General features: G+C 72.4%; 21 protein-coding genes and 1 riboswitch. Of the genes, 6 read left to right on the forward strand and 15 right to left on the reverse strand.

Features of this window, described 5'->3' with window-relative positions:
* Positions 1-2: 2 nt before the first annotated feature.
* From C3V38_RS13555 to C3V38_RS13570, 4 genes are all read right to left on the reverse strand, one after another.
* A complete protein-coding gene (locus tag C3V38_RS13555; protein ID WP_254425993.1) occupies positions 3-1049 on the reverse strand; it encodes an ABC transporter substrate-binding protein in 1047 nt (348 codons plus the stop codon).
* Positions 1050-1144: 95 nt separating this feature from the next.
* Positions 1145-1299, reverse strand: a riboswitch (cobalamin riboswitch).
* 93 nt (positions 1300-1392) lie between these two features.
* The gene (locus C3V38_RS13560) at positions 1393-1668 is read right to left on the reverse strand and encodes an XRE family transcriptional regulator (protein ID WP_106386002.1); all 276 of its coding nucleotides are present in this window, start codon (positions 1666-1668) and stop codon (positions 1393-1395) included.
* Between the two features lie 576 nt (positions 1669-2244).
* Positions 2245-3756 (reverse strand): amidase, encoded by a 1512-nt coding sequence (locus C3V38_RS13565; protein WP_106386003.1) that lies wholly within the window; start codon positions 3754-3756, stop codon positions 2245-2247.
* A gap of 70 nt (positions 3757-3826) precedes the next feature.
* Positions 3827-4306, reverse strand: a complete 480-nt coding sequence (locus C3V38_RS13570; RefSeq protein ID WP_106386004.1) for a hypothetical protein — start codon at positions 4304-4306, stop codon at positions 3827-3829.
* 61 nt (positions 4307-4367) lie between these two features.
* Between C3V38_RS13570 and C3V38_RS13575 the strand changes: the two genes are divergently transcribed.
* Positions 4368-4802, forward strand: coding sequence for a MarR family winged helix-turn-helix transcriptional regulator (locus C3V38_RS13575; RefSeq protein WP_106386005.1), 435 nt, complete (start codon positions 4368-4370; stop codon positions 4800-4802).
* Positions 4803-4826: 24 nt separating this feature from the next.
* On the opposite strand, the gene C3V38_RS13580 is transcribed toward C3V38_RS13575, so the two are convergent.
* The gene (locus C3V38_RS13580; protein WP_106386498.1) at positions 4827-5450 is read right to left on the reverse strand and encodes a GyrI-like domain-containing protein; all 624 of its coding nucleotides are present in this window, start codon (positions 5448-5450) and stop codon (positions 4827-4829) included.
* Entirely contained in the window at positions 5440-7104 is a 1665-nt protein-coding gene (locus C3V38_RS13585; protein ID WP_106386006.1) for an ABC-F family ATP-binding cassette domain-containing protein, read from the reverse strand. The genes C3V38_RS13580 and C3V38_RS13585 overlap by 11 nt, the downstream gene beginning before the upstream one ends.
* A gap of 255 nt (positions 7105-7359) precedes the next feature.
* Here C3V38_RS13585 and C3V38_RS13590 point away from each other — a divergent pair, with 255 nt between their 5' ends.
* Both C3V38_RS13590 and C3V38_RS17390 read left to right on the forward strand, forming a co-directional pair.
* Positions 7360-7563: a sigma factor-like helix-turn-helix DNA-binding protein gene (locus tag C3V38_RS13590; RefSeq protein ID WP_106386499.1), complete on the forward strand. Its 204-nt coding sequence runs from the start codon at positions 7360-7362 to the stop codon at positions 7561-7563.
* 335 nt (positions 7564-7898) lie between these two features.
* Complete coding sequence (locus C3V38_RS17390) at positions 7899-8450, forward strand: hypothetical protein (RefSeq protein WP_129591193.1); 552 nt, start codon at positions 7899-7901, stop codon at positions 8448-8450.
* A 186-nt stretch (positions 8451-8636) separates the two neighbouring features.
* Here C3V38_RS17390 and C3V38_RS13605 read toward each other — a convergent pair whose 3' ends face one another.
* From C3V38_RS13605 to C3V38_RS13620, 4 genes are all read right to left on the reverse strand, one after another.
* Complete coding sequence (locus C3V38_RS13605; protein WP_106386009.1) at positions 8637-9098, reverse strand: PaaI family thioesterase; 462 nt, start codon at positions 9096-9098, stop codon at positions 8637-8639.
* Positions 9099-9154: 56 nt separating this feature from the next.
* Complete coding sequence (locus C3V38_RS13610) at positions 9155-11503, reverse strand: excinuclease ABC subunit UvrA (protein WP_106386010.1); 2349 nt, start codon at positions 11501-11503, stop codon at positions 9155-9157.
* A 67-nt stretch (positions 11504-11570) separates the two neighbouring features.
* On the reverse strand, positions 11571-13301 hold the full coding sequence (locus tag C3V38_RS13615; protein ID WP_254425994.1) for an alpha/beta-hydrolase family protein: 1731 nt from the start codon (positions 13299-13301) through the stop codon (positions 11571-11573).
* Positions 13298-13654 (reverse strand): hypothetical protein, encoded by a 357-nt coding sequence (locus tag C3V38_RS13620; RefSeq protein WP_106386012.1) that lies wholly within the window; start codon positions 13652-13654, stop codon positions 13298-13300. The genes C3V38_RS13615 and C3V38_RS13620 overlap by 4 nt, the downstream gene beginning before the upstream one ends.
* A gap of 188 nt (positions 13655-13842) precedes the next feature.
* On the opposite strand from C3V38_RS13620, the gene C3V38_RS13625 reads away from it, so the two are divergent.
* Positions 13843-14187, forward strand: a complete 345-nt coding sequence (locus C3V38_RS13625; protein WP_007633930.1) for an RNA polymerase-binding protein RbpA — start codon at positions 13843-13845, stop codon at positions 14185-14187.
* A gap of 92 nt (positions 14188-14279) precedes the next feature.
* On the opposite strand, the gene C3V38_RS13630 is transcribed toward C3V38_RS13625, so the two are convergent.
* Genes C3V38_RS13630 through C3V38_RS13640 form a run of 3 tightly spaced genes read right to left on the reverse strand, consistent with a single transcriptional unit; the run spans position 14280 to position 17605 of the window.
* On the reverse strand, positions 14280-15059 hold the full coding sequence (locus tag C3V38_RS13630) for a polyprenol monophosphomannose synthase (RefSeq protein ID WP_106386013.1): 780 nt from the start codon (positions 15057-15059) through the stop codon (positions 14280-14282).
* Positions 15060-16667, reverse strand: a complete 1608-nt coding sequence (gene lnt / locus C3V38_RS13635; protein ID WP_254425995.1) for an apolipoprotein N-acyltransferase — start codon at positions 16665-16667, stop codon at positions 15060-15062. It lies immediately after the preceding gene.
* Between the two features lie 8 nt (positions 16668-16675).
* Positions 16676-17605 (reverse strand): amidohydrolase, encoded by a 930-nt coding sequence (locus C3V38_RS13640; RefSeq protein ID WP_106386015.1) that lies wholly within the window; start codon positions 17603-17605, stop codon positions 16676-16678.
* Positions 17606-17723: 118 nt separating this feature from the next.
* On the opposite strand from C3V38_RS13640, the gene C3V38_RS13645 reads away from it, so the two are divergent.
* Positions 17724-18746, forward strand: coding sequence for a hypothetical protein (locus C3V38_RS13645; RefSeq protein ID WP_106386016.1), 1023 nt, complete (start codon positions 17724-17726; stop codon positions 18744-18746).
* Here the strand turns inward: C3V38_RS13645 and C3V38_RS13650 are convergent.
* Complete coding sequence (locus C3V38_RS13650) at positions 18738-19949, reverse strand: cobalt-precorrin-6A reductase (protein WP_243699721.1); 1212 nt, start codon at positions 19947-19949, stop codon at positions 18738-18740. The genes C3V38_RS13645 and C3V38_RS13650 overlap by 9 nt on opposite strands.
* Entirely contained in the window at positions 19946-20725 is a 780-nt protein-coding gene (locus C3V38_RS13655) for an SDR family NAD(P)-dependent oxidoreductase (RefSeq protein WP_106386018.1), read from the reverse strand. The genes C3V38_RS13650 and C3V38_RS13655 overlap by 4 nt, the downstream gene beginning before the upstream one ends.
* A gap of 63 nt (positions 20726-20788) precedes the next feature.
* On the opposite strand from C3V38_RS13655, the gene C3V38_RS13660 reads away from it, so the two are divergent.
* Positions 20789-21196: a pyridoxamine 5'-phosphate oxidase family protein gene (locus C3V38_RS13660; protein WP_061228734.1), complete on the forward strand. Its 408-nt coding sequence runs from the start codon at positions 20789-20791 to the stop codon at positions 21194-21196.
* The last annotated feature ends 20 nt before the right edge of the window (positions 21197-21216 follow it).

The following is a 21216-nucleotide window of genomic DNA, read 5'->3' on the forward strand; positions in this document are numbered from 1 at the left end:
GATCACCGGGTGGCCGGGACGGTGTAGACGTGACCCTCTGGCAGCTCCATACCCTGGAGCTCCAGCCACCGGGAGAAGACGTCGTCCGGGTCGAAGCCCGCCATCTGCTCCGGGTAGAGCCACTTTGCCAGGTAGGCCGCTCCGACAATCTTGCCGAGTCCGCCGCCCGCAAATCCGGTGATCATGTGGACGTTGCCCTCCTGCACGGCGGTGAGCTCCGGCCACCCGGGACGCGCGATCATCTCCTGCCCGATCGAGGCGAACTCACCGTCGGCCGGGGGCGTGTAGACGCCGGTGTTCTTCAGCGCCCCACCCGAAGTCGTCTTGAGGATCAGATCCGGGGCAGTGGCCAGGATCTGCTCGGGATCGACCGTGTCGCCCTCCAGGGTGGGGTCGCCGAACATGTTGACCCCACCCGCGGCCACGATCATCTGGTGCCACCCGTCGTTGGACGTCTCGGGAATGGCGGTGGTATAGGGATCGCCGTACTCCCAGTACACGGTCTTCTTCGGTTCGACTCCGCCCACGCGGTCGGCGATGTCGACCTTGGTCGACTCGAAGAACTCAGTGACCTTCTCGGCTCCGGCCTCATTGTCAAAGGCGCTACCGAGGATCTCAAGCTGCGAGGCGAAATCGCCGTTGTCCCACCCGGTGACGGTGAGGACCTTGATGCCGACCGGTTCCAGCGCGGCCGCGTACTCGTCGACCTTGCCGTTGCGCGGCAGGATCAGCACCTCGGGATCGAGCTCGATGATCTTCTCGACGTTCAGTTCGCTCTGGCCCTTGCCGATGACGTTATCCGGATCGAACTGACCCCAATAGACGCGATCCTGGGCGGTGTTGGCGTCGACGGCGATCACCTTGTCGATGTCGCCCATCGCCCGGATCAGCTCGCTGTTGTAGCGGTTAGCCACCACAGCCGACTCGATCGGGCCGTCGAACTCCACGGTCCGTCCGGCGTCGTCGACAACCGTGATGGACTGAGCCGGCGTCTCTTCGGAGGGCTGCTCAGGTGCCGAACAAGCGGTCGTGACCACCAAGCCGAGCATTGCCAAAAGAGTGACCACTCTGTCACGGGACAGCCGTGGTCGACGGGTCTTGATATTCATGTGTGAGGGCTCCTCGGCCGTGAGTGCAGGAGCGCGGGGTGCGCCCCTGCGCCGGCAGGTGTCGGACTCGAGAACTGGTGGCGGGGATGTTGTGACCACGCCATTGGATTCTCTTACCGTTGCGGGACAGTTCCGGACTCCCACCGGATTCCCTCTTGCGTCGATATCGCCCGGCTCCGAGCGCAGAAGTAGCGCAGGGACAGGCGGCACCGAACCGACTAACGGGGAGCATACCTGAGCATTTCCTCACCCCTGAGGCCGCAGGCCGGTGAAGCGACATGCCCTAGAAGAGGGGCGACTCGGTAGTGGCAACGTGGTCGGTGTCGTCGAGGTAGCCGGCATCGCGTAGGGCTGCCTCGAGCACCCGGACATACGGGAGACGCAGTTCGGCAGCCATGCCGTCGAGCGTGGTCCGGGCCGGCAGGCCGCGCAGTCCGTGGGTGCGCCACAGGTGCAGATTCTGGCGGGTGATCCCGATTCGGCGGGCCAGCTCGGACTCACTGACGCCATAGGCACGCTTGTGGGCGTCGATGAGTTCGACCAGGCGAGGGGTATGCATGGGCCCGAGTGTCCGCCTGCGCCGAGGGGTCGTCAAGTATGAATTAACGTATCCGACAAGTGAAACTTTACATAATGTAGATTATCGGCACTTGGTGGATCCGGCGGTCGGACCAGAAGGGGCCGACGGCGCGCGACGTGACGTGGCCGCAGGTCGTGATCCTCGGGGCTCGCGTTGTCCCGCCGTTCTCGACCGGCGGCGTCGACGTGACTGTGCCCGCCCTCGTCCGCCTCGGACCTGTTGTCGGAGACACTGCTGGTATGTCCGGACCTTCCCACGCCGCCGACCCGTCGGCTCCGGACCGCGCCACGGCGCGCTCGCGCCCCGTGCCGTTGTGCCACCCGGCTGGTGCGCCGACAGTGTCTCGCGTCGCCCGCCCGGCTGCGACTTGGGCACCGTGCCCGGTCCGGGACGGCGTCGCCATCCTCGGTCCCGGTGTGCCGGCCGTGTGCGTGCTCGACGATGCAGTCGAAACGTCACGGGTGACGAAAGGCGGGGAGGTCCGAGGTCGCGGTCGGGACGAGTCTCGGCTGCCCCACGAGGGCCCGCCGGTCGCGCCCGCCCCGGTTCGGGGCATCACCTCGTCGACGCGGCGGTGTCGGCGCCGTCTATCGTCGGCTGGCGATCGGCCCATGGCAGGGCCTGCTCGAGCTGTCCGGCGAGCCGCAGGAGCCGGCTCTCCCCGCCGAGGGGCGCGACGAACTGGACCCCCATCGGCAGGCCCTCCGGCGTCCAGTGCAGTGGAAGCGACATCGCCGGCCGCCCGGTGAGGTTGGCCAGTTGCGTGTACGGGACCCAGCTCAGGTTGTCGTCGATGATCGACTCCGCGAACCGGGAATGACGCAGTAGCGGCGCGGTCCGGGTCGTCAGCAGCGCCTCCGCTCCCCGGACGGCCCACGGCGGGGTGTCGAGGGCGCCGATGAGCGGTGGTAGATCCGCGAGGCCGGGCGTCATGAGCAGGTCGTAGCCCGAGAAGAAGGCGGTCAACTCGCGCACGTAGTCGTCGCGACGCATCACTGCGGTGAGGTAGTCCACGCTGCTCTGCGACCTGCCCAGCGCGGCGACGATCCGGGTGTCCGTCTCGAAGTCCCGGTCGCGGCATCCCGTCCGCTGCCGGGTGCTCTCCACCGTCCACGCGAGGTACGCGAACCAGCTCGTGAGGAAGTCGCGGGCCAGTGCGAGGTCGTCGACGGGCTGCGACTCGAGAAACTCGACGTGATGACCGAGCCCCTCGAGCGCACGGCCCGCGGACTCGACCGACGCGAGCGCCTCCGGGTGGGGCGAAGCGTTGATCGATGACGTCGTGCACAGCCCGATCCGCAGGCGGCCCGGCTCGGCACCGACCTGGGACAGGAACGTCTCTGACGGCATCGCCGGGAGGTACGGGCCGCCCGGCTCGCCGCCGGCGAGAACGTCCAGCATTGCGGCGGTGTCGCGGACGGTTCGCGAGACGACGCCGTTGGTCGCCGCGCCGTGCATCGCCTCCCCGCGTACCGGACCCGTCGGGACGATACCGCGGCCGGGCTTGAGGCCGACCAGTCCGCAGCAGGCTGCCGGGATCCTGATGGACCCGCCGCCGTCGCTCGCGCCCGCGACGGGTACGACACCCGCCGCGACGGCGGCCGCCGACCCTCCCGAAGACCCGCCGGGACTGCGGCGCGTATCCCACGGGTTCCGGGCCGGCCCGAACAGCGCCGGTTCGGTGACGGCCTTCGCGCCGAACTCCGGGGTGTTGGTCTTGCCGAAGACGACCAGGCCCGCGTCCAGCCACCGCTGCACGACGGTCGCGTGCTCGGCCGCCGGCACCTCTGCCAGGGTCCGCGACCCGCCGCTGGTGGGGACCCCCCGGTAGTCCTGGCCGAGATCCTTGAGCAGGAACGGTACACCGGCGAACGGTCCCGCCAGCTCCTCGGCGGCCCGGGCCCGCGCCGGGCCGTCCATCCGTCGGACGATGGCGTTGAGCTGCGGCGCCACGAGGTCGGCCCGCTGCGTCGCGGCGTCGAGCAGCTCCCCCGGCGTCACCTCACCGCCGCGGACGAGGGCGGCGAGACCCAGGGCGTCATGACTCCGGTACTCGTCGAAGTGCATGGACGCCGAGTCTACGCATGGGGGCCACCGGAGACGGGCGGACGACGGATACGGTCAGCGGCGGGCCCCGTCAGCGGCGGGACCGGGCCCGCCATGCGCGCCACGCACCGGTCGACCACAGGGCCCAGGCGACGAGGACCGGCTGGAAGAACAGTCGGATGAAGCGGTCGCGGTCGGTGTCGAGCCCGAAGGCCGCGGTGCCGGTCACGTACTGCGAGATGTTGCCCGGGAAGATCGCGACGAAGAATGCGGCGGTCGCCCCGCCCACCACGGGGCGGAAACGAACCGGCGTGAAGATGAGCGCGGCACCCAGCCCGAGTTCGACGACCCCGGACGCGGCGACCACGAAATCCGGGTCGAGTGGAACCCACGTCGGGACCTGCGCCTGGAACTCCTGGCGCATGGCCGTGAGGTGTCCGGTGCCCGCGCCGAGCAGGGCGGCGCCGAGGGCCCAGCGACTGACGTGGCGGACCGCCTCCCCGATCCGCCGCCCCCGGGCGGGTGACGACTGCGCGGGTGCGGCCCGGTGTGACTGGGTGAGTTCGTCCATGGGAGAAGTGTTGCGCACAACCTAATTGAGCGCAACCGATTTGTCGGGGATACTCGGACCCATGCCCGCCGATCTCCGCCTCGACCATCAGGTCTGCTTCGCGCTCTACGCGGCCTCGCGCGCGTCGACCTCCGCCTACCGGCACGCCCTCGCGTCGGTCGGCCTCACCTACCCGCAGTACCTCGCCCTGCTCGCCCTGTGGGAGGAGGACGGCCTCACCGTCCGCCAACTGGGCGACCGCCTCCTCCTCGACTCGGGGACCCTCTCCCCTCTTCTGGCGCGCCTGGAGAACGCCGGACTCGTCGCCCGCTCGCGGTCCGCCGACGACGGCCGGAGTGTTCACGTCCACCTCACCGAGTCCGGCGAGAAGCTGCGCGCAGAGGCGGAGGCCATCCAGTGTTCCCTGCTCGGAAGGCTGGACATGTCGGATGAGGACCTGCTGCAACTGCGCACCCTCGCTCAACGCCTCGTCGACTCGCTCGAGGCCGACGCGTAGCGGACCCGGCGCGGCGGCACCGGCTCAGCCGGACGCGACGGGCTGGCGGAGGATCGTCCTCAGCCTCGCGGGCTCGCCCCTGCGCGGATCCGAGAGATAGATCTCGTGATGGTGGCCGGACAGCACGGCGCCCCGGCCCGCGATGGCCTCCGCGTGCATCCGGGCGATGACCGGCCCCTCCTCGTCATAGGGCCCCACGTGCAGCGTCTGAACCGCGGTCCCTTCCGCGAACCGCACACGCTCGCCGGCGTCCGAACCCCTCGTCGTCGTCACCCTGTCCCCGGCGGCGACGACCTCCGGCGTGATCCACTCGGGCTGCCAGATCATCATCGTCCAGTTCCACGCGGCCTTATCCCGCGCGGTGAACACCCGCGGATCGTCGGCGTACCAGAGCCCCTCGAGCGGGCCCACGGTGTGGACCCGCCCGAGCTCCGACTTCGCGATCGCCCGGATCGCGTACGACATGATGTACAGCGCCTCGACGGCCGCGCGGTAGGCCGGCGCGGTGTTGGGGTCGCCGTGGCCGTCGACCCGGAGGAACCACATGGGCGGGACCTCCACCGTGTCGACGCGCCCGACGCGGCCGGAGTACAGGTGGCGTCGCAGCCTCTTGATGTCGACGCTTCCGGGGTTCGCGCTACCGGACATGCGCAGCATCTACCTCCGACCGCGCCAGGGCGAGGGTCGGCCACGTCGACAGGTCTCGCAGGAGTTGCCGGTCGTGGGTGGCGACGACCACCGCGCAGGATGCGGTGACCAGCGCCTCGGTGAGCCCGTCCACCAGGGCTGACGACAAGTGGTTGGTCGGCTCGTCCAGGATCAGCAGCGCGGGCCGGGCGGCCAGACACAGTGCGAGGTGGAGGCGACGCTGTTGGCCCTGCGACATCCGGCTCACCGCGGTGGCGGCGGCGCGCGGGTCCAGCAGCCCGGTCGACGTCAGCCCCGGCGCGTCGCCACGGCCCAGCCGAGAGACGTGCTCGGCGTAGATCTGTGTCGCGGTCCGCCTCGGATCCCACTCCGGCACCTCCTGGGACAGGAACGCGACCCGTGCGGCAGGACGACGATCGATCCTACCCCGGCTCAGAGGGAGGTCTCCCGCGAGCAGTGCGAGCAGCGTCGACTTGCCCGCCCCGTTAGGGCCCGTGACCAGCAGTCGGTCGCCGGTGTCGAGCGAGAACGAGACCGGCGTGCGCAGCCGCCCCGACACGACGACCTCACGGCAGGTCAGCACTCGCTGCCCGGCCGGGACGTCCCACGCCGGCCACCGGAACCGCGGCGGAGGCGGCGGCACGGATACGCGGTGGCGCTCGAGCTCCTCGCGGCGGCGGACGAACGCCCGGACGGTGCCGCCCGCGCGCGTCGACCGCTCATGCTTGCCGTGTCCCTTCGCGGGGCGCCACCCGTCGCGGAGCCGGTCCCGAGCCTCGTCCGCGGCGCGGGCGAGTCTGTGGTGCTCGTCGAGCTGCTCGGCGTGGGCCTGCTCCCACGCGGAGCGCACACGACGGCGCCCCTCGAGCCAACCGTCGTAGCCGCCGCCGAACACCAGAGGCCTGCCGTCCGGGCTCGGGTCCAGGTCGCAGAAATGCGTCGCCACCTCGCGCAGGAGCGCCCGATCGTGCGAGACGACGGCGACCCCGCCGGGGTGCGCCCGCAGCCGGGCGGTGAGGAACTCCAGCCCGGACGCGTCGAGGTGGTTGGTCGGCTCGTCGAGCAGCAGCAGGTCGTGGTGCGCGCCCAGGACGCAGGCCAGGCGGACCCGGTAGCGCTGCCCCACGGACAACGACGCCAGCGGGCGCGCGCGGTCGTCGCACGCGCCGAGCCCGGCGAGCGCGACGTCGACGCGGCGGTCGGCGTCCCACGCGTCCAGTGCGGTGGCCAGCTCGAGTGCGGCCGCGTACTCGTCCTCGGCGCCGGGCTCCCCGGCTCCCATGGCGTCGGCGGCGGCGTCCAACGCGCGCAGGGCGGCGAGGCTGTCGGCGATCTCCTCGGCGACGAGGTCGCCGACCGTGCGCGCCTCCGGGGCGTCCAGGTGTTGGTCGACGGTCCCTATGCGCCCGACCCTCGAGACGCTGCCGGAGTCCGGGAGGTGGCGTCCGGCCAGGACGCGCAGGAGCGTCGTCTTGCCCCGACCGTTCTCACCCACCACCGCGAGCCGCGATGTCGCGGAGACGGTGAGGTCGACCCCGGCCAGCACGGTACGGTCCCCGAGGGTCACCGCCACGCCGGTCAGGCGGATGTGTGCGCGGTGTCCGGCGGGGAATCGGTGATGCCGGTGCTGATGCTGGTACTGGTTGTAGTGCACGGTGCCCTCTTCGGCTCGTCGTGGAGCCGGGAAGCACGAGATGGCCGCCCGGCGTGTGTCCGTGGACGGCGTGCGAAGAGGGTGTTAAAGGTGGTCTCCGCCGCCGTCAGCGGCGGGACCAGGGCTTCATGGTGATGGCACCGGGATACATGCCCGGAAGTATATCCGGGCCCGCTCCGAGACGCACCCCTCGGCGTCAACCGAGGTTGACATCGACGGCGGTGTCAACGTAGGTTGACGGATGAGGTGGTGACAGTGGAGACGACGTTCGACTTCAGCGCGGAGGACTCCCCCCTCGACAGATTGGCCGCCATCGCGCGGGCAAAAGCTCAGATCGCCCGCGAAGAGGCCGCCGCCGTGCGGTTCGCCCGAGTGCACGGGTTGAGCTGGGCGGAGATCGGCACGGTCCTGGGAGTGAGCAGACAGGCACTGCACAAGCGATTCGGAAGGACAGCCTGAGGAGCACATGGCGAGTACGCGAACCGGAGAACTACTGCGACCACTCGTCACCTTGGCCCCGAGTCCCCCGCGGCTGCCCAATGCGACCAAGGCGGGGCTCACGGTCCTGCTGTGCCTGGCGATCCCGATGCTGCTGGGGCGCTTCGACCTGGGGCTACTCACCGTCACCGGGACCTTCGCCGTCCTCTACGCCCCGGCCGCGCCGCTGCGTCGTCGCGCCGCGACCGTCGCCGGCATCGGACTGGGCCTGGTCGTCGCCACCGCCCTGGGCGCCTTCACCGCCGGCTCCTACCTCGGTCGGCGAGCACGGCACCGAACCCGTCCTCGTCCCGGCCATGACCGCTGTCGGAGCCGCCGTGGCGTGGCTGGTGGCCATGGCGGATCTCCTCCCCGATCCCCGCCGACCGGAACGTCGAGCGGTGCGCCGCGCGCGGGACGCGGTAGCGGCCTACGCGGCCACCGAACCGGGGCCTGACAGCCGACCGCAGCACCACGCCGCGCCCCACGCGCTCGCCGACGCCGAAGAGACCGTCGTCAAGGGGATCTGGACTCCCTCCGAGTCGATCAGCACTGAGCTCGCCGCCGCCCACCGCGAGTACGACGCCCGCGCGGCGCGGGCGAGCCGGCACATCGTGCCCGGCGACGACCCCGCCTGCGATCCCCGCAATCCCGACGCCGGCCGATGGCTCGAGGGGGACCCGGGTCCGCAGATGTGGAGCTGCCGACCGCCGCCGCGGCCGACCGGGCCGAGCGGGAGTTCGTCCGCGACGACACCCGGCGCGCACTCCGCGAGATCGCCGAGTACTCGCGCGGCGACGAGCAGGCCCCGGACCAACCGACGCTGGCGTCAGCGCTGCGGGACCTCAACAGCAGCACCTCTCCGCTGATCGCGGACGGGCACGGTGATTCCCCCGAGTCGCGGACCGCGGAAGCGGTCACCTACGCCGGGTATCTCATGCTGGGCGCACGCGACAGCGACGCCGTCACGGGCACGGCCGAGGAGTGGACGGACCTCGCCGACCTGGAGCTGCCCTCCGGGTGCCGGCCCGCCGCTCCCCCTCTGCCGGCGTGGCTCAGCCCGCGGCCGGGTCGGTGGCGGCGGCGACCCCGGTGTCGCCCGGGCGGTCGACGTTCTGGAGCCGCAGCTGACCGCGGGCCAGCACCTTCCCGGTCTCGGACTGGGTGATGACCACGTCCCACAGCTGCTGACTACGGCCCTGGAACAGGGCTGCGGCGGTCACCTCAACCCGCCCGCCGGCCGAGGCGCGCAGGAAGTCGGTCCCGTTGTGGACGCCGACCGCGACCTGACCGCGGTCGGCGACGGCGAACCCGGCACCCGCGCCGCCCGCGGACTCGACGATGCTCGCGTACACGCCACCGTGCACGGTCCCCCAGTCGGTGAGGTGGTCTGCGCCCAGGTCCGCGTGTCCGCGCAGTGACGTGGCGCTCACCTCGTCCACGACGAGGCCGGAGACGCGGACGAACGTGCTGGCGGCGGCGGACGAGGAATCAGGGACAGCGCGGGAGTCGGACATGACGTCTTTCTACCCCCGGGCGACGCGGTGGGCGGCGCCCGGCCCCGCGGCGGGCGTCACCCGCCGACGTAGCGGGCCAGGTACTCCCCGGTCAGCGTCGACGCGTCGGCGACGAGGTCGGCCGGGGTGCCCTCGAACACGACGCGGCCGCCGTCGTGGCCCGCGCCGGGGCCCAGATCGATGATCCAGTCCGCGTGGGCCATCACCGCCTGGTGGTGCTCGATCACGATGACCGACTTGCCCGCGTCGACGAGCCGGTCGAGCATGCCCAGTAGGTTCTGCACGTCCGCGAGGTGCAGGCCGGTCGTCGGCTCGTCGAGCACGTAGACGTCGGCCTTGTCCGCCATCTGGGCGGCGAGCTTGAGGCGTTGGCGCTCGCCCCCGGACAGCGTGGTGAGCGGCTGGCCGAGCCGCACGTATCCCAGCCCGACGTCGCGCAGGCGTACCAGGATCTTGTGGGCCGCGGGGATGCGCGCCTCGCCCGCCGAGAAGAAGTCCTCCGCCTCGGCCACGGACATCGCCAGCACCTCGCCGATGTTGCGCTCCCCCAGCCGGTACTCGAGCACCTCGGCCTGGAACCGGCGGCCCTCACAGTCGTCACACGTCGTGGCGACACCCGCCATCATGCCGAGGTCGGTGTAGATGACTCCCGCGCCCTTGCACGTGGGGCACGCGCCCTCCGAGTTCGGGCTGAACAGCGCTGGCTTGACGCCGTTCGCCTTGGCGAACGCCTTGCGGATGGGCTCGAGCAGGCCGGTGTAGGTCGCGGGGTTGCTGCGGCGCGACCCCCGGATCGCCGACTGGTCGATCGCCACGACTCCCTCCCGCGGGGACACCGAGCCGTGGATGAGCGAGCTCTTGCCCGAGCCCGCCACACCCGTCACCACGCACAGCACCCCGAGAGGGATGTCCACGTCCACGTCACGCACGTTGTGCGCGCTCGCCCCGCGTACCTCGATCCACCCGGTGGGCTCGCGGACCGAGTCCTTGAGAGAGGCGCGATCGTCCAGGTGGCGGCCGGTGACGGTGCCGCTGGCCCGCAGTCCGTCCGCCGTGCCCTCGAAGCAGATCTCGCCGCCCTCGGATCCGGCGCCGGGGCCGAGGTCCACGACGTGATCGGCGATCGCGATGGTCTCGGGTTTGTGCTCGACCACGAGGACGGTGCTGCCCTTGTCCCGCAGGCGCAGCAGCAGCCCGTTCATCCGGTCGATGTCGTGCGGGTGCAGGCCGATCGACGGCTCGTCGAACACGTAGGTCACGTCCGTCAGCGCGGACCCGAGGTGGCGGATCATCTTGACCCGCTGGGATTCGCCACCCGAGAGCGTGCCCGCCGGCCGGTCGAGCGAGAGGTACCCGAGCCCGATCTTTACGAACGAGTCGAGTGTGTGCTGCAACGACCCCAGCAGCGGGGCCACGGACGGCTCGTCGAGTCCGCGCAGCCACTCGGCGAGGTCGGTGATCTGCATGGCCGAGACGTCGGCGATGTTGTGCTCGCCGATCCGCGAGGCCCGGGCGCCCTCGTTGAGTCGCGTGCCGTCGCACTCCGGACACGTCGTGAAGACCACGGCCCGCTCTACGAACGCCCGGATGTGCGGCTGCATGGCCTCGACGTCCTTGGACAGCATCGACTTCTGGATCTTCGGGATCAGTCCCTCGAACGTGACGTTGATGCCGTCGGCCTTGATCTTCACCGGTTCCTTGCGCAGGAGGTCGTCCATCTCGCGCTCGGAGTACTCCCCCACCGGCTTGTCCATGTCGAAGAACCCGGACCCGGAGTAGATGCGCCCGTACCACCCGTCCATCGAGTAGCCGGGGACCGTGATGGCCCCCTCGTTGAGTGACTTCGAGCGGTCCACGAGCGCGTCGATGTCGAAGTCGGAGACCGATCCGCGGCCCTCGCACCGCACGCACATGCCGCCGGTGATGGTGAACTCGGCCTTCTGCCGGGTGCCGTCGGCCTTCTTCAGCGTGCCCACGCCGGAGGCCGACGCCACGTTGAACGAGTACGCCTTGGGCCCGCCGATGGCGGGCCGGGCGAGCCGGCTGAACAGGATCCGCAGCATCGCCCCGGTGTCGGTCGCGGTCCCCACCGTCGACCGCGGGTCGGAGCCCATCCGCTCCTGGTCCACGACGATCGCGGTGGTCAGTCCCTCCAGCACGTCGACGTCCGGCCGGGCCAGCGTCGGCATGAACCCCTGGACGAACGCGCTGTACGTCTCGTTGATCATCCGCTGCGACTCCGCGGCGATCGTCGCGAAGACCAGCGAACTCTTGCCCGACCCGGAGACGCCGGTGAAGACGGTCAACCGCCGCTTGGGCAACTCCACGTCGACCGAGCGGAGGTTGTTCTCCCTCGCGCCGAGGACGCGGATGATGTCGTGCGTGTCTGCGGTGTGGGTGCTCATTCGCGGGTCTCCTCGGCCGGTTCTCTCCGAGGCAACGCTAGAACACGGACCCGGGACGGGAAAGGCGTCAGCCGCGTTCCTGGTTCAGCATGGCGACGGCGTGCAGCTCGGCGAACCGCTGGAACTCGTCGTCGTCCCACTCTTCGCGGCCCGTCGCGGCCGCCCACCCGTCGAGGATCTGGTGGTCGTAGAGGTGGCCGTAGCCCTGCGATCCGCCGACCGCGTTGCCGAGGTCGGCTGTGACCTGGAAGAACGTGAGCACCGGCATGTAGAACATGCCCGGATGGCGGCCCTTCCCCGGGGGTTCGGCCAGCCATGCGGGACGGTCGAACAGCAGATCCGGCGTCCACCACACCACCGGGTCGGTCGCGTGCTGGACGTACAGCACGTGCGGTGGGATCCACGGACTGTCGTCGCCGCGGAACTCGGCCGGGTCCTCGGAGAAGCGCACCAGCAGGCCGTCGGCGTACACCGGCTCGGTGACCGGGGTGCCCGGGTCGCGGCGCTCGACCAGCGAGTGCCAGATGTGGTTGGAGTTGGGCGGGCCCATCCACAGCACGCCGTCCACGGTGGCGCGGATGTCCCGGATCCCCGAGAACGCCGCCTCCCCGGCCTGGGTGCCGAGACTCTCGCCATAGACGTAGAGTGCCGGCCGCGGCAGGTCGGGGGGCAGCGAGTCGCGCCACTCCACCACCGACTCGACGAGCGAGCGCCCGACGGCCTCCGCCTTCTCGCGGTCGGCGAGGAACGAGATCCAGCTGGGCAGGAACGAGTACTGCGTGCCCACCGTCGCGACGTCGCCGCCGGAGAGCAGCTCGATCGCCTGGGCGGCGTGCGGGTTGATCCACCCGGTGCCGGTGGTCGGCACGATCACGACGGACTCCCGCTCCCAGGCCCGCGTTCGGTCGAGCTCGGCCACCACGAGGTCGGAGCGCTCATCGTTGGTGGGGGCGGACTCCAGGCCCGCGTAGGCCCGGATCGGCTCCTTCGCCTCCTCGCCGAGCAGGTCGCTCGGCGTCTCCCGGTCGACGCCGCCGCTGACGAATCGCCGGCCCTGCAGGCCCAGGTCCTCGAAGTCCACGAGTGAACCCGGGCCCCCTGACTTCTCGGGTTCGCGCGGCGGGCGGGCGTCGGGCAGGTCCTCGTTGTTCTGGGCGCTGAAAATCTGGTTGGCGGCGTCGAAGAAGAGGCGCGGCAGCACGCCCTGGACCATGCCCAGCAGCAGCGCGGCGGCCACCACGACCCCTGCCAGCCGGGCGGTGTACTCCCCGATCCCGAACCGGCGGCGCACCGCGCGAACGAAGGCCCGGTACGCCGCCCGGAGGCCCCGGGCGGCGATCAGCAGCGCGACGAAGAGACCCAGCGCGACCCACGGGATGCGCATGTAGTCCGCCCACGGTGGGCGCGGCGACTCGACGAGGTCGGAAACCTGGTCCTGCCAGCGGATCGCCGTGGCGGTGGCCGTGATGAGGTAGACGACCAATACGTACGGTGCGGACAGCCGCGCGAACGCCAGCAGGCGGTCCCCCAGCGCGGTGAGGTCGGGGTGCAGGTTGATGCGGGGCGCGACGACGCGCCGCCACAGGGTCCGGAGCGCCACGCCGACGCCGTAGCCGACCAGCATCGACACGCCCGTGACGATGCCCTGGTAGTGCCATGCCCGCGGCAGCAGCGACGGCATGAGCGAGACCCACGCCGCGAGCGCGGCGACGATGAGTCCCGTGACGGAGGGCCGCCACCGCTCCCACCACGTCCGCAGGACCTCGCCGACAGCGTGCACCGCAGCTGTTCGGTTCACCGCAGCCGCTCGGCCCGGCGCGCTGCGGCCACGAGGTCCTCCGACATGCGCGCCAGTTCCCCCGGGTCCTCGCCCTCGGCGATCGCGGTCCGCAGGTCCTCGCACGCGCAGCGCAGCTGGAACATCCGGTCCATGAGGTCGGTGGACTCGGCCTCGGACAGCACGACCGTCCCCTCGGGCAGGTCCTGCATCCGTAGCGACCGGCGCTGCTCGTAGGCGCGCTGTCGGCACGAGCGACGGCAATACCGCCGCCGCCGTCCGGTGCCGCCCTCGTCGACGGGCCGACCGCACCACGCGCAGGACGCCTCGCCCCGCCGGGGGGCGGGGGGCTCTGCCCGGACGTCGGAATCCACGGATCAAAGGGTACCCAGGTCGCCCCCGGGGTGGCCCGCGGCGTCGGGGCGTGGGAACATTTGGGGGTTCCTCTGGCGTTGATACGAGCAGGAACCACGCAGCGTCGTGTCGATCCGCAGAATTGACCGCAGCGCGGTGATGTGACCGCAGTGCTTTGACGCAGACGAACACGGCAGAAGGAGTTCGCATGGCAGATCGAGTCCTCAGGGGCAGCCGCCTCGGAGCGGTGAGCTACGAGACCGACCGGGACCACGACCTCGCGCCCCGCCGCATGGCCCGGTACCAGACGCCGAACGGCGAGGTCTACGAGGTGCCGTTCGCCGATGACGCCGAGATCCCCGGCACGTGGATGTGTAAGAACGGCCAGGAGGGCCAGCTCATCGACGGCCCCGCGGTCGAGGTGAAGAAGGGCAAGCCGCCGCGCACCCACTGGGACATGCTGCTCGAGCGGCGTTCCCTGGAGGAGCTCGAGGAGCTTCTCAAGGAGCGGATGGACCTGCTCAAGAAGCGGCGCCGCGCTGGCGCTCGCTGATCCACCCGGTGGCATGACGCCCCGGTCCCCTTCCGAGGGGGCCGGGGCGTCCGCCGTTGACGGGCGCGTCAGGCCCCCCGGGCGTTCGGATCTCAGCGCCGGAGCAGGGCACGCAGCTGGGCGCGGCGCTTCTCCCAGCCCCAGCGGGCGACGTTGACCGCGGCCTCGCGGAAGATCGACTCGCTCATCTTGGAATGCCCCACGGTGCGCTCGGTGAAGGTGATGGGGACCTCCACCACACGCCGCCCGTTGCTTAGCAGCCGCCAGCTCATGTCGATCTGGAAGCAGTAGCCCTTGGACTCGATGGCGTCCAGGTCGAGTTCGGCCAGCGCGTCGGCGCGGTAGGCGCGGTAGCCGGCGGTGATGTCCTTGATGCCGACTCCCAGCATGACGCGGGAGTAGATGTTGCCGCCGCGGGAGATGACGTGGCGCTGCCACGGCCAGTTGACCACGGAGCCGCCGGGGACGTAGCGGGACCCGATCGCCAGGTCGGCGCCGCCGTCCACGGCCTCGAGCATGGCGGGCAGGCGCTCGGGCGGATGACTGCCGTCGGCGTCCATCTCCACGAGCACCGTGTACCCGCGCTCGAGTCCCCAACGGAACCCGGCGATGTAGGCGGCGCCGAGGCCCTGCTTGCGGGTGCGGTGCAGGACCGAGATACGGCCGCGCGGGTCGTCGGCGGCGAGACGGTCGGCGACTTCCCCGGTGCCGTCCGGGCTGTTGTCGTCGGCGATGAGGACCGACACGTCGGGGGCCGAGGCGAGCAGGCGCTCCACGACGCCGGGCAGGCTGTCCCGCTCGTCGTAGGTGGGGATGATCACCAGCGTGCGCCCGGAGGGCGCGCTGCCGCCCGGAGTCGTCGGTTCGGTCACTTACGTCTCCTCGTGTCGGGTCACGGGCCGTCGGCGGGTGTGGGCCAGCGCCCAGGCCAGTGCGACGAGCCCGACGAGGCAACTCACCGCCTGCGGGACGCCGCCCAGTCGGGTTGCCACTGTACCGGCCCCGCCGACCTCGACCCGAGCCGCCAGCACCGCCGGCTCGAAGATGCCGGTCTCCTGCCGCACGTGCCCGTCGGGGCCGATGACGGCGCTCACACCGCTGGTCGCGGCGATGAGGACGGGCACGTTGTGCTCGACCGCGCGCACCCGGGACATGGCCAGCTGCTGGTACGTCATGGCCGACTGGCCGAAGGTGGCGTTGTTGGTGGGGACGGTGAGGATCTGGGCACCGCGCGAGAGGGGCTCACGGGCGGCGGCGTCGAACGCGATCTCGAAGCAGATCGCCACGCCCAGCTCGACCCCGTTCGCGGTGACCAGCCCGTCGCCGTCCCCGGGGACGAAGTGACCGGCGGCCTGCGCGATCGGGAAGAGCGCCTCGAACAGGCCCCGCATCGGCAGCCACTCGCCGAAGGGCTGGATGTACTTCTTGTCGTGCCGGTCGGCGACCCGGTCGGAGCCGGCACCGCCGCCGACGTCGTCGCGGGCGTCCCAGACGAGGGTGGAGTTGGTGGCCTCGCGCCCCTGGCCCGTGGGTAGGACGGTGCCCACGAGGATCGGCGCGTCGAGGCGCCGGGACAGGGCACTGATCTGCGCGCCGGCGAGGCGGTCGTCGAGCGGCGAGATGTCGGAGGCGTTCTCCGGCCACAGCACGAGGTCGGGAGGCGGGAGGGTGCCGGCCTCGACGTCGTCGGCGTACCCGGCCGTGACGTCGAGGTGGTTGTCGAGGACCGCGCGGCGCTGCGCGTTGAAGTCCAGGCCGAGGCGAGGGACGTTGCCCTGGATCACCGCGACCTCGACGGTGTCGGTGTGCTCCCCGCCCGGGGTGAGGGCGGCGCCGGCGACCAGGCCCACCGCGACGAGCGGGACCGACAGGAGGCCGGCGGCCGCGCGGGCCCCTCGCCGTCCGCTGTCGGCGTCGCGGCGCAGCAGGAGGACGACGGCCACCCCGAGGGCGGCGCCGACCGCGGAGACGACGAACCCGAGCAGCGGCGTCCCGCCGAGCGAGGCCAGCGGCAGCAGGGGGCCGTCGGCCTGCCCGAACGCCAACCGGCCCCACGGGAAGCCTCCCCACGGCCAGGACGACCGGACCCACTCCCACACCGACCACCAGCCGGCCACGCCGAGCACCGCGCTGAGCGCGCGTGCGGCGGACCGCGGGCCGGGGTCGAGTCCGGCGCGCAGGATGACCACGGCGCCCGCGCCGAACGCGGCGAGGTAGAGGGCCTGGACCAGCGACAGGCCCCAGGAGGCGTAGGCGCCGACGTACATGCCGACCCACGGGACCAGCAGGAGGAAGAAGGCCAGGCCGGAGACGAGGCCGAGGAGGGCGCCGGTGCGTGCCCGGGGCGGGTGGTCGCCGGAGGGGGCCATGACGACGACGAGGAGCGCGATCGCGAGAACCGCGGTCCACCACAGACCGATCGGGGGGAACGAGGCGGCCAGCAGCGCGCCGGAGGCGGCCGCGAAGGCCAGCCTCGTCATCAGGGGCATCAGACCGCGGGGCCGGCGGGCAGGCCGTCCACGACGAGTGCCCGGAGGACGGGGTCCGGGCCGGTGAGGTCGGGCATGGGCGGCACCCCCGACCGCGGATCGGTGGACCAGCGCTGGACGGCGTCGTCGGCCGCGACCACCGCGAGCTCGCCCGTCTCCCATCGCGCGAATGTGGCGGGCGCACCTGGGGTGAGGGTGCCGGCCGCGCCGTCGCGGGCTCCGGCGGCGCGGCGCGCTCCCCGGGTGGTGGCGGTGAAGGCGGCGCGCGGGGACAGTCCGCGACCGCCTTCGACGGAGGTGAGCGCCCGCAGGGCGTCCCACGGGCGGACCTCGTCGCCGGCCCGGGTCGACGCCGCCAGGGCGACTCCGGAGGCGGCGATGCGCACGAGGTCGGTGCCAGCCAGGTCGTCGACGAGCGGACGCAGCAGGACGATCGCGCCGACGGCGGCGAGGGCGGCGAGGGTCTCGTCGTCCGGGGCCGCCGCCCCGCCGGACACCGCAGCGATGAGGACCGGCGCGCACCGGGCGACCGCGGGCCCGCCGAGTTCGTCGGCCAGGCGCGTGAGGTAAGCGGCGAGGCGCGTTGGCTCCACCCCGGCGTCGAGGACGACCCGCTCCCCCGCACGCACCTTCTCCTCGACCGCGGCGAGGTCGTCGAGTGTGTCCGGCCCTGGTACCGGCGTCAGAGCGGCCGGGACCACCCCGCGGGCGGCGGCGGCCGCGAGGTCGAGACCGGCGGCGAGGCACTCGACGAACGCCGGGGCGACCCAGTCTCCCGCCAGGTCGACCCGTTCGGCGTCCGGGAAGAGGGCGGGCCCCGGGGCGTCCGAGCCGGCCCACACGATGAGTCCGTTCTCGTGCGCCAGGGCGGTGGCGTCTCGGGAGGCGGGCGTGAGGACGCGGCCCCCGGTGGCCAGGAATGCGGTCATGCGTCCGATTATCCCCGAGCACGCCCGGAGGCCCGGCCCGCCCACCCCCCGTCGCGTCACGGATCACCGCCGGGCGTCGGGTCCCCCGCGACCGGGCCGGCCGATACTGTGGTCCGCCATGGACGACTCCGCCGCTGACCACCTCCCCGGCCCCCGGGGCGTCTCCGCGATCACCGACGGCGACAGGGCCCGCCTGCACTTCCCCGGCGGCCGACTGCGCCCCGCCGACTGGACCGCACTGGCGGCCCTCGCGGCCGACCACGGTGGCGCCGTCCACACGGTCGCCGGCGGCGGGCTCGAGCTCCGCGGGATCGAACGCGGACCCGCGGGCGGCGACCAGCAGGACGGTACCGATCCCACCGCGCGCCGGCTCTGGGACCGCGCCACGGATTCCGGCCTCCTGCCGCCGGGCGGTCCGCGCCGCCTGCCCGTCGTCCTCGCCTCGCCGCTGGCCGGCCTGCTCGACGGCCACCACGATCTCGCCGACCTGCCCGACCGGCTCTCCGCGGCGCTGGCCGGCCACGCCGGGATCGACGCCCTCGCGGGTCTCCTTCTGCTGGGGTTCGACGACGGCTCGGAAGACGTGCTGGCGCACTCCCCCGACCTGGCCGCCGTCGTCGACGGCACGGACGGCACCGCGCGGATCCACGTCGCCGGCCGGGAGATCGCCGTCCGGGTCCGGCTCGACCACGCGGCGGTCGTCCTCGCGGACGTGGCGGCCCACCTCGCACGCTCCGCGGGGCCGGCCGACGTGCCCGCGTCCGGGGAGGTGCACGACCTCGTCGTCGTCGCCCTGGACTCCCACCCACTCACCACCACGGTCACCCGAGACGCCGGCGCGAGGGCCACGTCCCCCTCTACCCCGGTAGAGCGGCGGCTCGTGGCCGCTCCCCCGACGGTCGGGTGGGTCGACACCTCCGACGGGCTCGTCAGCCTCCTCGCCGTGGTCGCCGAGGGCGTCATCCCCGCGCGGCTCGCCGAGTTCCTCGGCGCCGTGGAGCGGCCAGGCACCGTCTCGGCGGACGGGGTGATCGGACTGCACGGGCTCACCGAGGGGATGGCCGAGCAGGTCGTGCGGGTCCTGGCGCCGATGGGGATGATCTTCGACGCGACCTCGCCCTGGGCGCCCGGCTCAGCGTGAACCGAACCGCCCCACCAGCCAGCGGGCGGCCTCGTCGACCGAGTGCACCGTCTCGGGGGCGGGCGGCGCCTCCGGCCGGTCGACCATCACTACCGGGATACGCAGGTCCCGGGCGGCCGCCAGCTTCGCCGCCGAACTGTCGCCGCCACTGTCGCGCGTGACGAGGACGTCGATCCGGTGCCGCGACATCAACGTCCGCTCGGAGTCCTCCCCGAACGGCCCGCGGTCGAGTACCAGCAGGTAGCGGTGCGGCAACGGTCCCGGCGGTGGCTCCGAGCAGCGGATGAGGTACGAGCCGCGGGTGTCGCCGGCGAACTCGGACGCGCCCTGCTTGCCGACGGTGAGCATCGGGCGGCGGAACCGCTCGGCCACCACCTGCGCGGCGGCCCGCGTGTCGGGGACGCGGATCCACTCGTCGCCGGGGCGTTCGGCCCACGGCGGGCGGTGCAGCCGCAGCAGCGGGATCCCCGTCTCCGTGGCGGCGTGGACCGCGTCGGTCGAGATCTCGTCGGCGAACGGGTCGGTCGCGTCGATCACCGCGCTCACCGCGTTCTCCCGCAGCCAGTGCGCCAGGCCCTCGGCGCCGCCGAACCCGCCGATACGGACCTCACCGCGGGGCAGCCGCGGGCGCGTGACCTTGCCGGCCAGCGCGGTCACCACGTCCAGACCGGCGGTCACCATGAGATCGGCCAGCCGCCGCGCCTCGCCGGTGCCGCCGAGGACGAGGATGAGGCCCGGGTCGCCGGACGGTCCGCCGCTTAGCCCGCCGGACGGGGGCGTCGTCTGCGCCGTGGCCGGGCTGTCGACGGTCGTGGGCGCGGCTGGCGCTGCGTGGCCGGCCGCCGGGATCCCGGGCACGAGCTCCCACTCGATCTCCGCGGCGTCGAGAGCGCGCGTGTGTGCGGCCAGTGCGGAGTGCTGCGCCGGGTCCCCGGCGTAGAGCCGCACGACCCGGTCTCCGCGTTCCACCGCCTCGTGGATCCGCGCCGCGGCGTCCTCCGGCGAGAGATCGGTCGCATCGACGACCCGGGCCGTCGGCGGGCACAACGACAACGCCGCGCCGACGTCGGAGTCACACAGGCAGGTGCCGCTCAACGCGATCAGCCGGGACGCGCGGACCGTGAGCAGATCGACCGGTCCTGGGCCCGTGCCGACGAGGTGGACGACCGCCGGGTCGGGACCCGGCCGTGGCGGAGCGCTCACCGCGGCATCCGCCTCCACACGGGCTGCGGGACGAGCCGCGCCACGGCGAACATGACCCGCAGCTGCCTCGGGATCCACACGACCCCGGCCCGCCGTTCGAGCACCCGCTCGACCACCGCGTCCGCCACCTGGTCCGGTGTCGAGGAGAACGGCGCCGGGTCCATGCCCTCGGTCATCCGACCGATGACGAACCCGGGGCGGGGGATCACCAGGGTGACGCCCGTGCCGTGCAGCGCATCTGCCATGCCGGAGGCGAAACCGTCCAGCCCCGCCTTCGCGGAACCGTAGACGTAGTTGGCGCGCCTGACCCGCTGCCCCGCCACAGACGAGAACGCCACCAGCACACCGGCCCGGCGCGGCTTCATCCGCTCGGCCAGCACCGTGAGCAACGCGGCCTGCGCCACGAAGTCGGTGTGCAGGATCCGGGCCGCGGCGCGGGAGTCGCGCTCGGCCACCTCCTGGTCGCCGAGGATCCCGAACGCCAGGACGGCGATGTCGATCGGCCCGACGCGGGACTCGATCCCGTCCACGACGGCCGCGTGCGCGTCGAGGTCGTCGGCGTCGAAGTCCACGAACTCCACGGCCGCCGCGCCGGCCTCGACGAGCGGGGCCTCGAGCGCGGACACGTCGCCCCCGGGGCGGCTCGCCAAGACGACCGTCCGGCCGGGTGCGAGGCGGTGGGCGACGGCGAGGCCGATCTCGCTGCGGCCACCGAAGACCACCACGACCTCTCCGCCGGACGCGGGCCGGGGCGACGGGGTTGCAGGTGTGGGCATGCGCCCAGTCTCCCACGCACGCCTGCGCGCCCCGCGCCGAGTCGCTGTGGCAGGCTCGGCCGCATGGCGCACACCCTGGCAGAGCTCTCCGACGAGGCGCACCGGTTCCTGTCCGAGTACCACCTGGGATCGCTCACGACGCTACGGCGCGACGGGTCCCCTCACGTCGTGGCGGTGGGCTTCACCGTGGACGTCGAGGGCGGGTTGGCGCGCGTGATCACCCGGCGCGGATCCCAGAAGGCCCGCAACGCCGCCCGGGGCGGACGCGCCGCCGTCTCACACGTCGACCGCGGTCGGTGGCTCACCTTCGAAGGCACCGCCCGGCTGCTCGACGACCCCGACGCCGTCCGTGAGGGAGAGCGCCGGTACGCACTGCGCTACCGCGAGCCGACGCCGAACCCCGAACGGGTGGTCGTGGCCATCGAAGTGGACCGCGTCCTGGGCTCGGCGCAGATGTTCACCGGCGCCTGACCTCGGTCGCTCGGAGGCTC

The organism is Dietzia sp. oral taxon 368 (assembly GCF_002999155.1).
GTDB classification, from domain to species: domain Bacteria; phylum Actinomycetota; class Actinomycetes; order Mycobacteriales; family Mycobacteriaceae; genus Dietzia; species Dietzia cinnamea.